The sequence below is a fragment of the Stagnihabitans lacustris genome (assembly GCF_025950525.1).
Classification (GTDB): Bacteria; Pseudomonadota; Alphaproteobacteria; order Rhodobacterales; family Rhodobacteraceae; genus Stagnihabitans.
On sequence record NZ_JAPDGS010000004.1, the window covers coordinates 83336 to 100009 of the forward strand.

Genomic DNA, 16674 nt, shown 5'->3' on the forward strand with positions numbered 1-16674 from the left:
TCATCCCCCTCAGGCGTAGATGTCGGTGTAGAGTTCCGAAACCGAAGGCTCCGGGCTTTCCTTGGCGAATTCAGCCGAGGCGTTCACGATGTCCTTGATCTCGCGATCAATCGCCTTCAGGTCCTCTTCCGAGGCCAGACCGGGCGTCAACAAAAGGTCGCGGACATGTTCGATTGCGTCCTTTTCGGCCTTCATCTTCTCGACCTCTTCGCGGGTGCGATACTTGGCCGGGTCGGACATCGAATGGCCGCGATAGCGATAGGTCATCATCTCAAGGATATACGGCCCGTTGCCCGCGCGACAATGCGCGATGGCCTTTTCGCCAGCAGCCTTGACCGCCAGCACATCCATGCCGTCGACCTGCTCACCCGGGATGCCGTAAGCGAGGCCCCGACCGAACAAGGTCGTCGACTTGGTGGACCGCTTGACCGAGGTCCCCATGGCGTAACCGTTGTTTTCGATCACAAAGATGATCGGCAAAGCCCAAAGCTCCGCCATGTTATAGGTCTCATAGACCTGACCCTGGTTGGCCGCGCCGTCCCCGAAATAGGTGAAGGTGACGTTGTCGTTGCCCTTGTATTTGTCGGCGAAAGCCAGACCGGCCCCCAGCGGCACCTGCGCGCCCACGATCCCATGCCCGCCATAGAAATGCTTGGCACGGGAGAACATGTGCATCGAGCCGCCCTTGCCGCGCGAATAACCGCCCGCGCGGCCGGTCAGCTCGGCCATGACGCCATTGGCCTCCATGCCGCAAGCCAGCATATGCCCATGGTCACGATAAGAGGTGACGCGCTTGTCGCCTTCCTTGGTGCAGGCCTCAAGCCCGACCACCACGGCTTCTTGCCCGATATACAGGTGGCAAAAGCCCCCGATCAGACCCATGCCGTAAAGTTGCCCCGCCTTCTCTTCGAATCGGCGGATCAACAGCATCTCGCGGTAGTATTTCAGCAGCTCTTCCCGCGACACATTGGATTTCGCGGCATCTTTCTTGGTGGCCAAGGGTTCCTCCCGGGTTCGAAAGATAGTTCAACATTGAACTACCTATACCACATCGGGAAAACAAAGCCAAACCCATTCCCGCCACGGCGCCAGACATGCCAGCCATGCGCCGCGCTCATGGCTTTCACTCGGGTTCCAATAGGCAGCTGCGGCGCCCAAAAAAGCCCGATCGCTTTCACATTGGCCCAAATACTCCGGGGGAGAGGCGCGAAAGCGCCTCGGGGGCAGCGCCCCCCTCCTGAAACCTACCTTAGCGGATCACGATCTCGTCGGCGCGGACATAGCCCAGGACCGAGCGGACCTGTTCGTCCAGCAGGTCCATATCCAGGAAATGATCCGAAAGCCGCTTGGTCAGGTTCTGCAACTCGTCCAGCTCGCCCGCCAGCCGGTCCCGTTCCGACGTCAGTTCAGAGATTTCGCCCGCGGTCTGGGCCTGACGAAAGACGCCGTAATCACCCTGGATCGCCGCAAAGCCAAAGTTGCCGCCAAGGATCGCGATAATGGCGAAATAGGCCATCGAGGCCATGCGGCGGCGCGGGTCGGTCTGGGTCATGCTCTGCCTCTTGGCCCACTTCCGGGGCTTTGCCGCAGTTTGCCCAAAAACCCCGGAAAAAGAAACCCCCATCTCTGGGTTCAATCAGGGCTCCTATTGCACAAACGAAAGCCCTTGCGGCTTATGAGACACAACCGGGGTCATTTACGGCTCGTATTGCACATCGGTGTCGAAACTGCCCGTCACCTCGCGGCACCGCGCGTTTTTTGCCACCACCACCGGGTCGCCATCGGCCGAACAGATCCGCGCGGTGAAATGCCCGGTCGCATGACCATAGCCCGAGGAACTCCCCGGCGTCTGCGGCACAAAGCTGTCGATCACCAGAACGCCTTCACCGCCCTCCGAGGTCCAGCGCCGGCCGCGGAAAGTCTCTTTGATCGAGATCGCCACCACGGCCGCCGCATCCGTGCTGCCCGGTCCGATCACGCCCGAGAATGTCCCCTTGACGCGCAAGAGCCCCGACTTGGCGTCCTCGTCGCCATTGGGCCAGGCGGTCAGGGTGAATGTCGGCGCCCCGCTCTCCATCCCCAGAAAAAACGCCGAGGCGTCAAAGGCGCCGATCGAGTAATCAAAGGTGGTGAAATAGAAAGTATCGGCCCCCTCGGTGAGGACGGCGCCACCCATGGCAGGCGGATAGCCCTCGGGTGGCGGGTGATAGGCCTGCACCTCGGCCTGAATTGCGGCCTGAGTCTCGGCGGCGGTTTCGGCATAAAGCGGAGGGGCCACAAACGCAGTGGCAAAAAGCGCGGGCATCACGGCAAGAACAATGCGCTGCATGGCAATCCTGAATTGAAAGGGCCCGGGAAGTGTTCCCGGGCCCCAAGTTTGTGTCAAGTCTGGTCTTGGCCGTCAGCCGATCAGTCCCAACTTTTCAGGCCTTGCCCTTGTAGATGTCCACCATGGTCTGCAACAACTCCATCGCCTCTTCGCGCGGGCGTTGAAAGCAGTTGCGGCCGATGATCGACCCATTGCCGCCGCCGTCGCGGATCGCGCGGGCATCGTCCAGGACCGAGTCCGCGCCCTTGGCCGCGCCGCCCGAAAACACGATGATCCGCTTGCCGTTCATCACCGAGCGCACACATTCCCGCACCCGGTCGGCCTGGGTGGCCAGGGGGATATGCCCGGCCTCAAACGCCTTCTTGGCCTCGGGCTGGCTGAGGTGGTCGGTGGAAAGCTTGACCTTGATGATATGCGCGCCCAGCAAAGCCGCGATATGGGCGGCATAGGCCGTCACATCGGCCGCGGTCTCGGCGTCCTTGTCCAGATCCTCGCCGCGGGGATAGGACCAGATGATCGTGGCGATCCCTTTGGCGGCCGCCTCACGCCGCATTTCGGCGATGTCACCGAACATGTCCAGCGACTGCGAGGACCCGGGATAGATCGTGAAACCGATGGCCGCGCAGCCCAGGCGCAGCGCATCATCGACCGAAGCGGTGATGGCCTGCGTCTTCGGCGCCACCTTGGGCAAAAGCGAATTGGCCGAGTTCACCTTCAGGATCGTCGGGATTTGGCCTGCAAAGGTATCGGCGCCGGCCTCCAGCGGCCCCAAAGGCGCGGCATAGGCCGAAAGCCCGGCATCGACGGCCATCTGATAATGGTAATGCGGATCATAGGCGGCGGGGTTGACCGAAAAGCTGCGCGCCGGCCCATGTTCAAAGCCCTGATCGACCGGCAGGATGATCATCTTGCCGGTTCCGCCCAGCTTGCCCTCCATCAACATGCGGGCAAGATTGCCCTTCACGCCGGGGTTTTCGCCCTCGTAACACGAGAGGATTTTCTGGACGATCCTTGTGGTGCGCATCTTGGCCTCCTGCACGTTGCAGCGTCTTTATCCATGGCGCCTGCGGCCCTGTCCATGATGTTTGCGCAAACATCGCTGACGAAGACACCGCAGCCGCCCCGGACGAGGCTTTCGCACCAGTTGCGGCAAGGGGCCGTAAAAGCTATGAGGGGCAAAAGCCAAGAGGGCTCATGTCCAATTCCGATCCCCATTCGCCCGCCCCCACTGCGTCCGACCGGCGTGCTGCTGACCCGCGCTCTTCTGACCCGCGCTCTTCTGACCCGCGCCGGCTGATCCGCATCGCGCGTGAGACGCCCGACGCCGCCGAACCCCCGCCCGAGCCGCTGGACCTTGGCTTGCGCGTGCGGGAGTTGCGCAAGGCAAAGGGCTGGACGCTGGATCAGGCCGCGGCGCAGGCGGGGCTTGCGCGCTCGACCCTGTCCAAGATCGAAAACGGCCAGATGTCGCCGACCTATGACGCGGTGCGCAAACTGGCCGAGGGGCTGAAGATCTCGGTCCCGCAGCTGTTCACACCGGCGGCCAAGGCCCAGGTCTCGGGGCGGATGGCCGTGACCAAGATGGCCACGGGTCAGGCCCATGTGACCGCCACCTATGAACACGAGCTGTTGGGCGGGGGCCTGCGCACCAAGCAGATGCTGCCCTACCGCGCCACGATCCGGGCGCGGGCGATGGAGGATTTCGACGGCTGGGTTCGCCATTCGGGCGAAGAGTTCCTGTATGTGCTGACCGGTATCGTGCGGCTTTACACCGAGTTCTATGAACCGGTGGACCTGAAACGCGGCGACAGCGCCTATTACGACGCCACCATGGGCCACAACGTGATCAGCCTGTCCGAAGAGGATGCCACGATCCTTTGGGTGACGTCTCTGTCCTAAGCCGGAGGACTGCCGTCCCCCAAGCCAGCGGTCCTTGGACCAATGGCGGCACCGCTGGCTCACCCCCCGCCTGGAGGGACCCACGGGCCCCTCCAGACCTCCCCGTGAGTATTTGGGTCAGTATGAAAGACCAAAGGCCGCCCGTTTGAACTGGCGAGCCTGTCAGTTTGGAATACGCATGGGGGTCTCTAGGCCGCTTCAGAGCTTCCGCGAACTTTCTAAGAGAGTATTTGTGTCAGTATGAAAGACCAAGGGGCGCCCGATTGAGCTGGCGCCGCTTTCAATTTGGCCGACATACGCATGGGGGTTCCAAGGGGGAGCGTGCTCCCCTTTGGCCAGGGGGTGCGGGGGGCGGGAGCCCCCCGCTTCTGGCCTCAGCCGCCGCCGCCCATCCAGCCGCCGACGCGGTTGGCGCTGCCGGATATATCCATGCCCACGCCCGAGATCGTGTTGCAGCCGGCCAGTGCGGCCAAGATGGCCACCAGGATCAGTTTCTTCATTGCTCTGCCTCTTTCATTTCGCCTCAAACCACCAGACATCGGGCAAGAACCCCAGCCAATCGCCATAGAGCGGCAAGCGCTCTGGGTGATGCAGCGCGGAGTTGTGCGCCACGCGGCTGACGTCCGAATACCAGAACGGGATCACATATCGCCCCGAGGTCAGGACCCGGTCAAGGGCCTGCACCGAAGTCACGAAATCCTCGCGGTCTTTTGAGCTGACCATGGTCGAAATCAGCCCATCCACGGCCTTGGAGCCCACGCCCATATAGTTCCGCGTCCCCTCGGTGGTCACGCCATCCGCGCCCCAATACAGCGTCTGTTCGTTGCCCGGGCTCAGGCTCAGCGACCAGGCGTTGTAGATCATGTCATAGTCGTATTTCGTGATCCGCTCTTTATAGGCGGCCGAGTCCGAGGTGGTGATCGTCAGCTTGACCCCCAGCTTCTCCAGGCTTTGCGCCCAGATGTTCGCGGCCGAAACCGCATCGGCCGCGCCATTCGCCAGCAGCAGCTCAAAGGCCAGCGGCGTGCCGCTGGCATCCCTTAGAACGCCGTCCTGCACGGTCCAGCCGGCCTCTTCCAAAAGGGCTGTCGCCTTGCGGATATTGCCGCGGTTGGCCTCAGAGCCGTCGCCCTGGGGCAGGGCGTAACCCTCCAGCGCGCCGGGCAGAAGATCGGCCCCATAGGGCGCAAGCAGCGCCGCCACCGCGTCCGAGGCCGGGGCCGCCACATCCCCCGCCAGCTCCGAATTGGCGAAATAGCTGTCGGCGCGCGGCAATTTGCCAGCGTTCAGCGACTGGTTCACGAATTCAAAGTTGAAGGACAGCGTCAGCGCCTCGCGCACACGCCAATCGGCAAAGATCGGCTTGCGGGTGTTGAAAACAAAGCCGTTCATCCCCGAGGGCCGCTGATGCGGGATCTCTTCCTTGACCACCTCGCCCGAGGTCACGGCGGGAAAGTCGTAATCGCGCTCCCATTTGGCGGCATTGCTTTCGCGGTAAAGGTCGATGGTGCCGGCCTTCATCGCCTCGATCATCACGGTGGGATCGGCGAAATACTGGTATTTGATCGTGTCGAAATTCCACAGGCCCTGGTTGATGGGCAGATCGCGGCCCCACCAATCGGCGCGGCGCGTGAAGCTGATCACGGTGCCGGCATCGACCTTGCCCACGACATAGGGGCCAGAGCCGATCACCGCGGTCAGTCCCGCCTCGGCAAAGTCGCGGCCCTGAAACTGCGCCTTTTTCAGCACCGGACGCAGACCCAGCAGAAGCGGCAACTCGCGGTCCGGGGCGGCAAAGGTAAAGCGCACGGACCGCGGGCCGGTGGCCTCGGCCTTGGCGACCTTTTTCCAGGCGGCGGCATAGCGCGGGTTGCCTTGGGTGCCCAGGGTCTCCATCGACCACAACACGTCCTCGACCGTCACCGGGCTGCCATCCGAGAAGGTCGCCCCCTCACGCAGGGTAAATTCCACGTAGGACCGCGAATCATCGGTATCAATCGATTCGGCCAAAAGCCCGTAAAGCGCGAAGGGCTCGTCGTAGTTCCGCGCCATCAGCGTCTCGACCGTCAGGGGGGACACGGCGCCCGGCGCCTGGCCTTTGGTGATGAAGGGATTGAGCGAATCAAAGCTTCCCGCCTCGCCGAATGTCACCGTGCCGCCCTTGGGGGCCTGGGGGTTGGCCTGGGGCAGGGCCACAAAATCCGGTGGAAGCGCAGGCGCGCCATACATAGCTATGCCATGCTGGGGCTGGGCAAAGCCCGGCAGGGCGGCCAGCGCGGACAAGAAACAAAGGGCGGAAACGCGCGTGAGGCGCGAGAGAGCGGGGCGCATTTGGGCAAACCTTTCGACTGCAGCTTTGATGCGACCCTAAGCCCGTGTGCGGCCCTTTTCAAACCTTTAGCTTGAAGTGTTAATCTAGGATCGCTATACAAGGCTTACTGCTCGATAGGTTTCTTGCCTGTATGAAACCTGCCTCAACGACTTGACGCCGGCCTTGTGCCGGCGTTTTTTTTCATCCAGAGGTCGGGCGCAGAATGGTGCCCCAGATTGGGCCTTGTGCGGGCCTTGTGTGGGCTTTGCATTTCCGCAGTGCAGCATTTAGGCTGATCCCGAATGTGGAGGATCAGATGGCGATACTGGCGGGAAAGCTTGCGGTGGTGACGGGGTCGAATTCCGGGATCGGGCTTGGCGTGGCCGAGGCCCTGGCCGCGGCGGGGGCCGATGTGGTGCTGAACTCCTTCACCGACCGGCCCGAAGATCATGCTCTGGCCGCAGACCTTGCCGCGCGTCATGGGGTCAAGGTGCGCTACATCGCCGCCGACATGAGCGACGGGACAGCCTGCCGGGCGCTGGTCGAACGGGCGGGCGGCTGCGACATCCTGGTCAACAATGCCGGCATCCAGCATGTCGCGCCGATCGAGGATTTCCCGCCCGCCATGTGGGACCGGATCATCGCGATCAACCTGTCCTCGGCCTTTCACACGACCGCCGCAGCCTTGCCCGGGATGAAGGCGAAAGGCTGGGGCAGGGTCGTCAACATCGCCTCGGCCCATGGCTTGACCGCCTCGCCCTTCAAGTCGGCCTATATCGCGGCCAAGCATGGCGTTGTGGGCCTGTCCAAGACCACGGCGCTGGAGGTGGCGGGGATGGGCATCACCGCCAATGCCATCTGCCCGGGCTATGTGCTGACCCCCCTGATCGAGGCGCAGATCCCCGACCAGATGAAAGTGCATGACATGGACCGCGAAACCGTGATCCGCGAGGTCATGCTGTTGCGCCAACCCTCGCGCCAGTTTGCCACGGTGGACCAGATCGGCGGGACGACGGTTTACCTGTGTTCGCCCGCCGCCGATCAGGTCACGGGAACGACGATCAGCGTGGACGGCGGCTGGACGGCTTTGTAAACCGGGGGCCTGCGGCGCGGGGCCGTATCTGGCCTGCGGCCAACCAGCTTGGACGCCGCTTCGCGGGGTGGAATAGATGTAGGGCAAGGCCACACCCACAAGGCCGCACCCCAGCAGACAGGCCGCCGCCCCCTATATGTTCGAAAACATCCCCGCCTGCGGCACGCCGAAGCCGGTTGGCCGCAGGCCAGAGGCGAGATGAAAAACTTGCGCGCTGTGCGCGCGCCATTGGATCAGGCCTGTCCGGTGGTGTTGTCCTTGACCGGATAGACCAAGCCGCCTGAGGCCACCAGTTTCGCGGCCTCTTCGGGTGTCAGGTCCAGTTCGATCACATCCTTGCGCGGCACAAAGACCACGAAACCGCTGGTAAAGGGCGTCAGGCCGATGAAGACCGAGATCACCTCTGGACCCAGACGCGCCGCGATCTCGCCCTTGGGCCGGGCAGAGATCAGCCCGATGGTCCAGACGCCGGGGCGGGGGAATTCCACCAGGCAGGTCTTTTCGAACGACGATTCGGTCTTGTTGAAAACCGTCTCGGCCACCTGTTTCAGAGCGGAATACAGCGACCGCACCACCGGCATCCGGTCGACCAGCCCATCCAGCTTGCCCAGAACCGTGCGCCCGATCAGCCCCTTGGCCACCCAGCCCACCGCCGTGGTGAACAGCAAAAACACGATCACCCCAACCCCGCGGATCGGGAAACTGTGCCCCGGGCCAAAGTAATGCTCGGTCAGGGCCTGGGGGTGATAACCCTGCGGGATCAAGGGCAAGATCCAGCCGTCCAGATAGCCGATCACCGACCAGATCAGGTAAAAGGTCAGCCCGATCGGCAAAACGACGATCAGGCCGGTCAGGAAGGAAGCCCTCAGGCTGGCGGCAAGGCTGCGGGTGCGGATCGGATCGGACATGGGACCTATATGGCAGGGCGTGGGCTCAATGCAAAGATGCCCCGCGCTTGGTGACCTATCTGTGACGCGCTCAGCCCGGTTTCAATGCAACCAGCGCCTTTGCGATCTGACAGGCCAATCGCGCGTTGTTCATCACCAAAGCGATGTTCGACACCAGCGAGCGCCCCTCGGTCAGCTCGAATATCCGTTGCAGCAAGAAGGGCGTCACGGATTTGGCCGCAACACCTTGGGCCGCGGCCTCGGCCAGGGCCTGTTCGATGACCGGAGTTATGACCTCGCGGGCGATCTCGGCCTCGGGGGGGATCGGATTGGCGACCAACTGGCCACCGCGCAGACCCAAGGCGCCGCGCATCACCTGCGCCGCGGCGATCTGGGCCGGATCATCCATCCGCAAAGGCGCCCTCAGCCCCGAAGACCGCGACCAGAAGGCCGGGAAATCGTCCTGACCAAAGGCGATGACTGGGACGCCCTGGGTCTCCAGCACTTCCAGCGTCTTGGGCAGGTCCAGGATCGCCTTGGCGCCCGCCGCCACCACCGTCACCGGGGTCTGGGCGAATTCCAAAAGATCGGCCGAGATGTCAAAGCTGCTTTCCGCCCCGCGATGCACCCCACCGATGCCACCGGTGGCAAAGACGCCGATCCCCGCCAGTTCGGCACAGATCATCGTGGCGGCCACCGTCGTGGCCCCCATACGCCCCATGGCAAGACAGGCCGCAAGGTCCGCCCGCGAAAGTTTCATCACGCCCTTGGCCTGACCCAGGCTCTCCAGTTCCGCATCGGTCAGGCCCACATGGATGCGCCCCCCCATCACGGCGATGGTTGCGGGCACGGCGCCATGGGCGCGCACGCAGGCCTCGACCGCACGGGCGGTTTCCACATTCTGCGGCCAGGGCATCCCATGGGTGATGATGGTGGATTCCAGCGCCACGATGGCAGCGCCGCGGGCCCGCGCCTCGGCCACTTCCGGGGACAGCGTGATATAAGCGTTCAGCGTCATGCGCCAACCTCCTGGGATATGTAATCGGCCGCAGCCTTCAGCGCCGCCGTAAGGGCCGCCGCCGCCGAGGCGCCCGCGCGTTCGGCCACGATATGGGCGGCCATGAATGTATCGCCCGCCCCGGTGATGCGGCGGACCTGAACCTGGGGCGGGTGGCCGATGCGGATGCCCTCTCCGGCCGTGCCCATGGCGCAGGGATTGGCGCCATCCGTCACCAGCACCCGACCGGCCCCGCGCGCAAGCATCGCCTCGGCCGCACCTGGCGCATCCGCCTCGGGGCACAGGCCGATTTGCCGCGCCTCGGCCAGGTTGACGTAAAGCGTGGCGCCGGGATGGGTCAGCAGGGGGCACAGCCGCAGCGCCTTGCCCGGCGAGGCCGGCGCCACCCGCAGATCGGCGCGTTCAAACAGCGGCGAGACGGCGATTTCCGCCAAGAGCGTCTCGGTCAGGTTACCATCCAGCGCGATCATCCCCGCCCAAGGGGCCTTGGCGCTGCCCAGCCGCCCATCGGACAAGGGCGCCAGGATATCGGCGCCACAAGCCTCCAGGCTATGGGCATCGGCAATCGCCGCCATCAGCCCGGCGCCGGATTCGATGGCCATATAGCAATCGGTGGGCCGGTCGCTGCGGTGGATATGGTCGGTGATCAGCCCGCGCGCGGCACAGGCGGCCAGAAGGTCATCGCCCTCGGCATCGCGGCCCAGGGCGGACAACAGCGCCGGACGCAGGCCCAGCCGCGCCAAGGTCATGGCGATGTTCAGCGCCACCCCCCCCGGCAGGCGGGTGATGCGGCCGGGCACATCGCCCCCCGCGGCCAAGGGCACGGAGGCGCGGCCGATGATGTCCCACAGGACCGAACCGATGCAAAGGATGTCTGCGCTCATGGCGGCCTCATGCACCGGGACGCGGTCTTAGGCAAGGGAGCCGATCAAGGAATGATGCGCGAATATTTCACGCCCTCGATCGTGGCGCCGACGATCAGCCCCTGTTGGCCAAAGATGAACACCGTGACCGGGTCGATCTCGGTCGTGTCGCGGCCCACATTGCCGCCCTGTTGCGGCGTGGCATATTCGACCCCCGCGCCCGCAACCCACCCGTTGGAGCGGCGGAAGTTCGACAGCGCCTCGTCGGTCATGAAAAAGATCGCATGGGCATATTGCTGCGCCCCGATCTGCAGCCCGAACGAAGCCGAGGTGGCCGAATAGTAATCCACCGTGACATCGTTGATCCGCAGCGCGCCCCGCCCAAAGGACCCGCCAAAGCCCACGCCGACCTCGGTCACAAGCGGGATATACAACACCCCCTTGGCATTTTGCGCGATGGTCTGGGTGCCGGGATAGGAAGAGAACAGGTAATCGCGCGTCGCATCGACCCTTGCGTCGATGGTGGACGAGCCGTTCGAGCCCACCCCATTGCCCAAAAGCCCCGCATCGCAAGCCGCAAGCCCCATGGCACCCGCGCCCAAGATCACGAAATTCCGCCGAGAAATCATCATATGCCTCATCGGTTGCCGGGCTCTGAGGGCCCTTGACGGCGACGATAACAGGCCGGGGTTGTGCCGCCAAGGCCCGCATGGACCTGCGGCAAGCCCCCGCCGATGGATCGCGCGTTTGATCCAAAGGAGCGACCGGCGCCGCACGTCTTTTGCATTGCCTGCGGGCCTGCGGCTGAAGGTGCCTCCGGCGGGAGTATTTCTGTCAATGTGAAAGTTGATCGTCCCGCCGCAAGCAGAAACCGGGCCGCAAGGGTCAAGGTGTCAAGCCGCGCCGCAAGCAGCCACCCCGCTTTCACATTGACCCAAATATTCCCGCCGGAGGCATGACCAAGACGCCCCAAGGCGGCTTGGTCCGGAACCGGAGGGCGTCAGCCCGCAGGTGACACAAAGGCTTGCGGGCGCATGCCCGCTCCGCTGGATTACCAGACCAGACCCGCGCGGATCGCCTTGGCGGCTTCGGGGGCGAAATAGGTCAAGACGCCATCACAGCCGGCGCGGCGGAAGGCCATCAGGCTCTCGATCATCGCCTTTTTGCCGTCGATCCAGCCGCGCTCTGCCGCGCCCATGATCATCGCATATTCGCCCGACACCTGATAGGCATAGGTCGGTGCGCCGAAGGTGTCTTTCACCCGGCGGCAGATGTCCAGATAGGGCATCCCGGGCTTGATCATCACCATATCGGCGCCCTCGGCCAGGTCGCGTTCGATCAGCCGCAAGGCCTCGTCAGAATTGGCGGGGTTCATCTGATATGTCTTCTTGTCGCCCTTCAGCGCGCCGCTGGCCCCCACGGCATCGCGGAAGGGACCGTAAAACGCCGAAGCGTATTTGGCCGAATAGGACATGATCGCAACATCCTTGTGACCCGCCCCCTCCAAAGCCTGACGCAGCGCGCCGATCCTTCCATCCATCATGTCCGACGGACCCAGGATATCGGCGCCACATTCGGCCTGGATCAGGGCCATCTTCACCAGCGCCTCGATCGTCTCGTCGTTCAGGATCACGCCATCCTTGACCAGCCCGTCATGGCCATTTGAATTATACGGGTCCAGCGCCACATCGGTCATCACGGCAATATCCGGCACCGCGGATTTGATCGCCCGGATCGCCCGGTTGGTCAGGTTGTCGGGATTCCAGGCCTCGGCGCAGGTTTCGGTTTTCACGGATGGATCGGTATAGGGAAAGAGACAGATGGCCGGGATGCCCAAAGCCGCAGCCTCTTCGGCCGCCTTGACCACCAGATCGACAGACCGCCGCACGACCCCCGGCATCGAGCCGATCTCTTGGGTCACGCCCACCCCGTCGCACAAAAACACCGGCCAGATCAGATCGCCCACCGACAGCGTGTTTTCAGCCGCCAACGCCCGCAAGGGGGCCGAGCCGCGCAGGCGGCGGAACCGGGCGGCGGGAAAGGCGGCAGAGATGGGGCGCATGGCAGGTGTCCGTTGGCTGGCTGTGGCGTGGCTCGGGCCGCCAGAGCCTCCGGTGCGCCGTCACAGGGCCAGCGCGCCCCGCGTCCAAACGCCCGAAAGCCCCACCGAAACGAACTGCCGCCAAACCGGCGTGCAGTCGAAACGACTTGCAGCTTTGCCAAACGACTGACATGGAATGCACGCAGGCTCAAGGTGTAACGCGATGTCCAACCCGATGCTTTTACTCGACCTGATCGACTTCCGGTCCTTTTCCAACCTTTGGTATTGGATCGCGCTTTGCGTCATATGGTCCTCGGCCAGCCATTGGGTGCTGGGCGTGCCCCATGACATGGTCGCCCGCGCCCGGCGCGAGGGCGGCGAGGCGTTGGACTGGCTGGAGACGCTGGCCCGCATCAACACCGGCCGGCTTTTGTTCCATTCGCGCGAATATGGGCCCTGGGTCGTGGGCGTTGCCTGTTTCCTGATCTCGACCCTGGGGGTACTGGCCTTTGCCTATGGCAACGAATTCTCGTTGGCCGTGCTGTTGATCCTGGGGCCCCTGATGATCCTGGCCTATCTGACCCTGCGCGCCGCCCTGCGCGTCGAGGCCGGCGAGGGTCAGGGCGACGCCCTCTTTCGGCTGATGTTTCGCACAAGACTGATGGTGCAGGGCCTGGGCATGGCGTCGATCTTTGTCACCGCCCTGGTGGGCATGTATGTCAACCTGATGCATTTCATTCCGCACTAGGGGGCCAGAATGACCCGTATCCTGCTGGGCGGTGCGCCCGAGGGCTATGACGCCAAGCTTCTGGCCCGTGAGGCCGAAGGCGGCGTCCCCGTCATCCACATCGCCCGCGACGACCGCCGGGCCGAGGCGATGCGTCAGGCGCTGGCCGTGTTGGCGCCGGGTCTGACGGTGCTGGACTTTCCGGCCTGGGATTGCCTGCCCTATGACCGCGTGTCGCCCAACCCGGAAATCGCCTCCCGCCGGATGTCGACGCTGGCGGCGCTGGTTGCGGGCATCCCGGGGGCTTATGTCCTGTTGACGACCGTGAACGCCGCCACCCAGCGCGTGCCGGCGCGTGACGTGGTCGAGGGGGCGTCGTTTATCGCCTCGGTCGGCGACCGGGTGGATGAAAAGCGGCTGAAGGCCTTCCTGGCCAATATGGGCTTTTCGCCTGTGTCCACCGTGGCAGAGCCCGGGGATTACGCGTTAAGGGGCGGCATCGTCGATATCTTTCCGCCCGGGCGCGGCGGTCCGGTGCGGCTGGACTTCTTTGGCGATCAGTTGGACGGCATCCGCCGCTTTGACCCCGAAACGCAAAAGACCGTGGGCAAGCTGAAATCGGTCGAATTCGCGCCGATGTCAGAGGTGCTGATGGACCCTTCGGCGATCAGCCGGTTCCGCCAGAACTACCGGGTGGAATTCGGCGCGGGCGGGTCGGAAGACCCCCTGTATGAGGCCGTCAGCGCGGGCCGCAAGCATCAGGGCATGGAGCATTGGCTCCCCTTCTTCCATGAACGGCTTGAGACTTTGTTCGACTACCTGCCCACCGCCGCCGTCATGTTGGACGACCAGGTGACGGCCATGCGCCTGTCGCGCTGGGAGGGGATCGAGGACCAATACGACTCGCGCCGCGAGGCGATGACCGCCAAGGGCCGGATGGATTCCGTCTATAAGCCCTCAGCGCCGGGGTTGCTCTATCTGGATGACGGGGCTTTCGAGGCGGCTGTTGCGGGCCACCGCGTGATCCAGCTGTCGCCCCTGCATCAGGCGCCGGGGCCGGGCTGTGTCGATGCGGGCGGCGGCATCGGCCGCAGTTTCGCCCCCGAACGGCAACAGGAAAGCATCAGCCTTTTCGGTGCCTTGGCCGATCATCTTAAGGCACGGTTGAAAGAGGGGCAGGTGGTGATTGCCTCCTTCTCCGAGGGGGCGCGCGAACGGCTTTCGGGCCTGTTGCAGGATCAGGGCATCAAAGGCCGCGAGGTGAAGGACTTCCGCGAAGTCCCTGACGGAAAAGGCGATTTGTTCCTTATGGTCTGGCCGCTGGAGGCAGGCTTTACCGCGCCGGGTCTGACGGTGATCAGCGAACAGGATGTGCTGGGCGAACGCATGGTCGGCAAGCCGCGCAAAAAGCGCAAGGCCGAGAATTTCCTGCGTGAGGTCGATACGCTGACGGTGGGTGATCTGGTCGTCCATGTCGAACATGGCGTCGGCCGCTATCTGGGGCTTGAAACCATCACCGCGCTTGGTGCCCCCCATGCCTGCGTCGCGCTGGAATATGCCGAGGCCGCCAAGCTTTACTTGCCGGTCGAGAATATCGAACTTTTGTCGCGCTATGGGCACGAAGATGGCCTGTTGGACCGGCTGGGCGGCGGCGCCTGGCAGGCCAAGAAGGCCAAGCTCAAGGAACGCATCCGCGAAATCGCCGACCGCCTGATGCGGGTGGCCGCCGAACGCGCCCTGCGCCATGCGCCCATCCTGGAGGCGCCGCACAGCCTGTGGGAGGCCTTTGCCGCCCGCTTCCCCTATACCGAGACCGAGGACCAATTGGCGGCCATCGCCGATGTGGTGACGGACCTGGAAAAGGGCTCGCCCATGGACCGGCTGGTGGTCGGCGATGTGGGCTTTGGCAAGACCGAAGTCGCCATGCGCGCGGCCTTTGTGGCGGCACTTGCAGGCCAACAGGTCGCGGTGATCTGCCCGACGACGCTGCTGGCCCGTCAGCACTACCGCAGCTTCGCCGAACGCTTTCGCGGCTTTCCAATGCAGGTCCGGCCCCTGTCGCGGTTCGTGTCCTCCAAAGAAGCCGCGACCACCCGCGCGGGCCTGGCGGATGGCACGGTGGATATCGTCGTCGGCACCCATGCATTGCTGGCCAAGGGCGTCAGCTTCAAACGTCTGGGCCTGATGATCGTCGACGAGGAACAGCATTTCGGCGTCGGCCACAAGGAACGCCTGAAAGAGATGCGGAGCGAAATCCACGTCCTGACCCTGACCGCAACGCCCATCCCCCGCACGCTGCAACTGTCGCTGACGGGCGTGCGCGACCTGTCGATCATCGCGACCCCTCCGGTCGACCGCCTTGCAATCCGCACCTATGTGTCCGAGTTCGACTCCATCACCGTGCGCGAGGCGCTCTTGCGCGAACACTACCGCGGCGGCCAAAGCTTCTATGTCGTCCCGCGCATCTCTGACCTGCACGAGATCGAAGACTTCCTGAAAACCCATGTCCCCGAAGTGACCTTCTGCGTCGCCCATGGCCAATTGGCGGCGGGCGATCTGGATGAACGGATGAACGAGTTCTACGACGGCAAATATGACGTGCTGTTGGCCACGACGATTGTCGAAAGCGGTCTGGATATCCCGACCGCCAACACCATGATCATCCACCGCGCCGACATGTTCGGCCTTTCGCAGCTGTATCAAATCCGCGGCCGCGTTGGCCGGGCGAAGACCCGGGCCTATTGCTACCTGACCACCAAACCCCGCGCGCCTCTGACGCCGCAAGCCACCAAACGCCTGCGCCTGCTGGGCTCCTTGGACACCTTGGGCGCGGGCTTCAACCTCGCCAGCCACGACCTTGACCTTCGCGGCGCGGGCAATCTTCTGGGCGAGGAACAGTCGGGCCATATCAAGGAAGTCGGCTACGAGCTGTATCAGCAGATGCTGGAAGAGACGATTGCCAAGATCAAGTCGGGCGAGTTGGGTGGCCTGTCCCAAGTCGATGACAACTGGAGCCCCCAGATCAACCTGGGCGTGCCGGTGATGATCCCCGAGGATTATATCCCCGACCTGGATATCCGCCTCGGCCTTTACCGCCGCCTGTCGGGACTGCAAACCAAAGTCGAACTCGAAGGCTTTGCCGCCGAACTGATCGACCGCTTTGGCCCCCTCCCGCGGGAGGTCAACACGCTGATGGTCATCGTTCGCATCAAGGCGCTGTGCAAGAAGGCCGGCATTTCGCGGCTGGACTGCGGCCCCAAGGGGGCCAATGTGCAGTTCCACAACGACAAATACGCCAACCCGGCGGGATTGGTGGAATTCGTGCGCGCCCAAGGCCCGGGTGCCCGCGTGGCTGGCAACAAGATCGTGCTGATCGGCGACATGAAAACCGAGGCCGAGCGCATCAAGGCCGCCCATGCCATCGCCCGCGACCTGGCCGAAAAAGCCGCGCCCAAGGCCAAGGCGGTCGCTGGCTGAAAGCGCTGGAGGGGTTTCACACCCCTCCA

The 16674-nt window shown here is 63.9% G+C and carries 15 protein-coding genes; 4 read left to right on the top strand and 11 right to left on the bottom strand.

Annotated elements, in window-relative coordinates; all coding sequences use genetic code 11:
* Positions 1 to 9: 9 nt before the first annotated feature.
* The 4 genes from pdhA to NX862_RS11435 form a co-directional block, all read right to left on the bottom strand.
* A complete protein-coding gene (pdhA, locus tag NX862_RS11420; RefSeq protein ID WP_264494043.1) occupies positions 10 to 999 on the bottom strand; it encodes a pyruvate dehydrogenase (acetyl-transferring) E1 component subunit alpha in 990 nt (329 codons plus the stop codon).
* Between the two features lie 250 nt (positions 1000 to 1249).
* Positions 1250 to 1552, bottom strand: a complete 303-nt coding sequence (locus tag NX862_RS11425) for an FtsB family cell division protein (RefSeq protein ID WP_413694556.1) — start codon at positions 1550 to 1552, stop codon at positions 1250 to 1252.
* Positions 1553 to 1696: 144 nt separating this feature from the next.
* Positions 1697 to 2329, bottom strand: coding sequence for a hypothetical protein (locus NX862_RS11430; protein ID WP_264494044.1), 633 nt, complete (start codon positions 2327 to 2329; stop codon positions 1697 to 1699).
* Positions 2330 to 2423: 94 nt separating this feature from the next.
* A complete protein-coding gene (locus NX862_RS11435; RefSeq protein WP_264494045.1) occupies positions 2424 to 3353 on the bottom strand; it encodes a class I fructose-bisphosphate aldolase in 930 nt (309 codons plus the stop codon).
* Positions 3354 to 3523: 170 nt separating this feature from the next.
* Between NX862_RS11435 and NX862_RS11440 the strand changes: the two genes are divergently transcribed.
* Positions 3524 to 4228, top strand: coding sequence for a helix-turn-helix domain-containing protein (locus tag NX862_RS11440; protein ID WP_264494046.1), 705 nt, complete (start codon positions 3524 to 3526; stop codon positions 4226 to 4228).
* 374 nt (positions 4229 to 4602) lie between these two features.
* Here the strand turns inward: NX862_RS11440 and NX862_RS11445 are convergent, their stop codons facing one another.
* Together NX862_RS11445 and NX862_RS11450 are read right to left on the bottom strand one after the other, a co-directional pair.
* Positions 4603 to 4728, bottom strand: coding sequence for an entericidin (locus NX862_RS11445; RefSeq protein ID WP_264494047.1), 126 nt, complete (start codon positions 4726 to 4728; stop codon positions 4603 to 4605).
* Positions 4729 to 4741: 13 nt separating this feature from the next.
* Positions 4742 to 6559, bottom strand: a complete 1818-nt coding sequence (locus NX862_RS11450) for an extracellular solute-binding protein (protein ID WP_413694557.1) — start codon at positions 6557 to 6559, stop codon at positions 4742 to 4744.
* Positions 6560 to 6855: 296 nt separating this feature from the next.
* Between NX862_RS11450 and NX862_RS11455 the strand changes: the two genes are divergently transcribed.
* Complete coding sequence (locus tag NX862_RS11455) at positions 6856 to 7632, top strand: 3-hydroxybutyrate dehydrogenase (RefSeq protein ID WP_264494048.1); 777 nt, start codon at positions 6856 to 6858, stop codon at positions 7630 to 7632.
* A gap of 233 nt (positions 7633 to 7865) precedes the next feature.
* Here the strand turns inward: NX862_RS11455 and NX862_RS11460 are convergent, their stop codons facing one another.
* The 5 genes from NX862_RS11460 to hemB all read right to left on the bottom strand — a co-directional run bounded on the left by NX862_RS11460 (position 7866) and on the right by hemB (position 12462).
* A complete protein-coding gene (locus tag NX862_RS11460; protein ID WP_264494049.1) occupies positions 7866 to 8540 on the bottom strand; it encodes a DUF502 domain-containing protein in 675 nt (224 codons plus the stop codon).
* 70 nt (positions 8541 to 8610) lie between these two features.
* Positions 8611 to 9537, bottom strand: a complete 927-nt coding sequence (locus NX862_RS11465; RefSeq protein WP_264494050.1) for a pseudouridine-5'-phosphate glycosidase — start codon at positions 9535 to 9537, stop codon at positions 8611 to 8613.
* The gene (locus NX862_RS11470; RefSeq protein WP_264494051.1) at positions 9534 to 10421 is read right to left on the bottom strand and encodes a PfkB family carbohydrate kinase; all 888 of its coding nucleotides are present in this window, start codon (positions 10419 to 10421) and stop codon (positions 9534 to 9536) included. Before NX862_RS11470 ends, NX862_RS11465 begins: the two co-directional genes overlap by 4 nt.
* A gap of 44 nt (positions 10422 to 10465) precedes the next feature.
* Positions 10466 to 11032, bottom strand: coding sequence for a lipid-binding SYLF domain-containing protein (locus tag NX862_RS11475; protein ID WP_264494307.1), 567 nt, complete (start codon positions 11030 to 11032; stop codon positions 10466 to 10468).
* A 419-nt stretch (positions 11033 to 11451) separates the two neighbouring features.
* Positions 11452 to 12462 (bottom strand): porphobilinogen synthase, encoded by a 1011-nt coding sequence (hemB, locus tag NX862_RS11480; RefSeq protein ID WP_264494052.1) that lies wholly within the window; start codon positions 12460 to 12462, stop codon positions 11452 to 11454.
* 202 nt (positions 12463 to 12664) lie between these two features.
* Between hemB and NX862_RS11485 the strand changes: the two genes are divergently transcribed.
* Together NX862_RS11485 and mfd are read left to right on the top strand one after the other, a co-directional pair.
* Positions 12665 to 13189: a component of SufBCD complex gene (locus NX862_RS11485; protein ID WP_264494053.1), complete on the top strand. Its 525-nt coding sequence runs from the start codon at positions 12665 to 12667 to the stop codon at positions 13187 to 13189.
* 9 nt (positions 13190 to 13198) lie between these two features.
* Entirely contained in the window at positions 13199 to 16645 is a 3447-nt protein-coding gene (gene mfd, locus NX862_RS11490; protein ID WP_264494054.1) for a transcription-repair coupling factor, read from the top strand.
* Positions 16646 to 16674: the final 29 nt, after the last annotated feature.

Bases quoted from the DNA above. Each gene is read 5' to 3' on its own strand.
- NX862_RS11425 (WP_413694556.1), bottom strand. From the start codon at position 1,552: ATGACCCAGACCGACCCGCGCCGCCGCATGGCCTCGATGGCCTATTTC.
- NX862_RS11430 (WP_264494044.1), bottom strand. From the start codon at position 2,329: ATGCAGCGCATTGTTCTTGCCGTGATGCCCGCGCTTTTTGCCACTGCG.
- NX862_RS11435 (WP_264494045.1), bottom strand. From the start codon at position 3,353: ATGCGCACCACAAGGATCGTCCAGAAAATCCTCTCGTGTTACGAGGGC.
- NX862_RS11440 (WP_264494046.1), top strand. From the start codon at position 3,524: ATGTCCAATTCCGATCCCCATTCGCCCGCCCCCACTGCGTCCGACCGG.
- NX862_RS11445 (WP_264494047.1), bottom strand. From the start codon at position 4,728: ATGAAGAAACTGATCCTGGTGGCCATCTTGGCCGCACTGGCCGGCTGC.
- NX862_RS11450 (WP_413694557.1), bottom strand. From the start codon at position 6,559: ATGCGCCCCGCTCTCTCGCGCCTCACGCGCGTTTCCGCCCTTTGTTTC.
- NX862_RS11455 (WP_264494048.1), top strand. From the start codon at position 6,856: ATGGCGATACTGGCGGGAAAGCTTGCGGTGGTGACGGGGTCGAATTCC.
- NX862_RS11460 (WP_264494049.1), bottom strand. From the start codon at position 8,540: ATGTCCGATCCGATCCGCACCCGCAGCCTTGCCGCCAGCCTGAGGGCT.
- NX862_RS11465 (WP_264494050.1), bottom strand. From the start codon at position 9,537: ATGACGCTGAACGCTTATATCACGCTGTCCCCGGAAGTGGCCGAGGCG.
- NX862_RS11470 (WP_264494051.1), bottom strand. From the start codon at position 10,421: ATGAGCGCAGACATCCTTTGCATCGGTTCGGTCCTGTGGGACATCATC.
- NX862_RS11475 (WP_264494307.1), bottom strand. From the start codon at position 11,032: ATGATGATTTCTCGGCGGAATTTCGTGATCTTGGGCGCGGGTGCCATG.
- hemB (WP_264494052.1), bottom strand. From the start codon at position 12,462: ATGCGCCCCATCTCTGCCGCCTTTCCCGCCGCCCGGTTCCGCCGCCTG.
- NX862_RS11485 (WP_264494053.1), top strand. From the start codon at position 12,665: ATGTCCAACCCGATGCTTTTACTCGACCTGATCGACTTCCGGTCCTTT.
- mfd (WP_264494054.1), top strand. From the start codon at position 13,199: ATGACCCGTATCCTGCTGGGCGGTGCGCCCGAGGGCTATGACGCCAAG.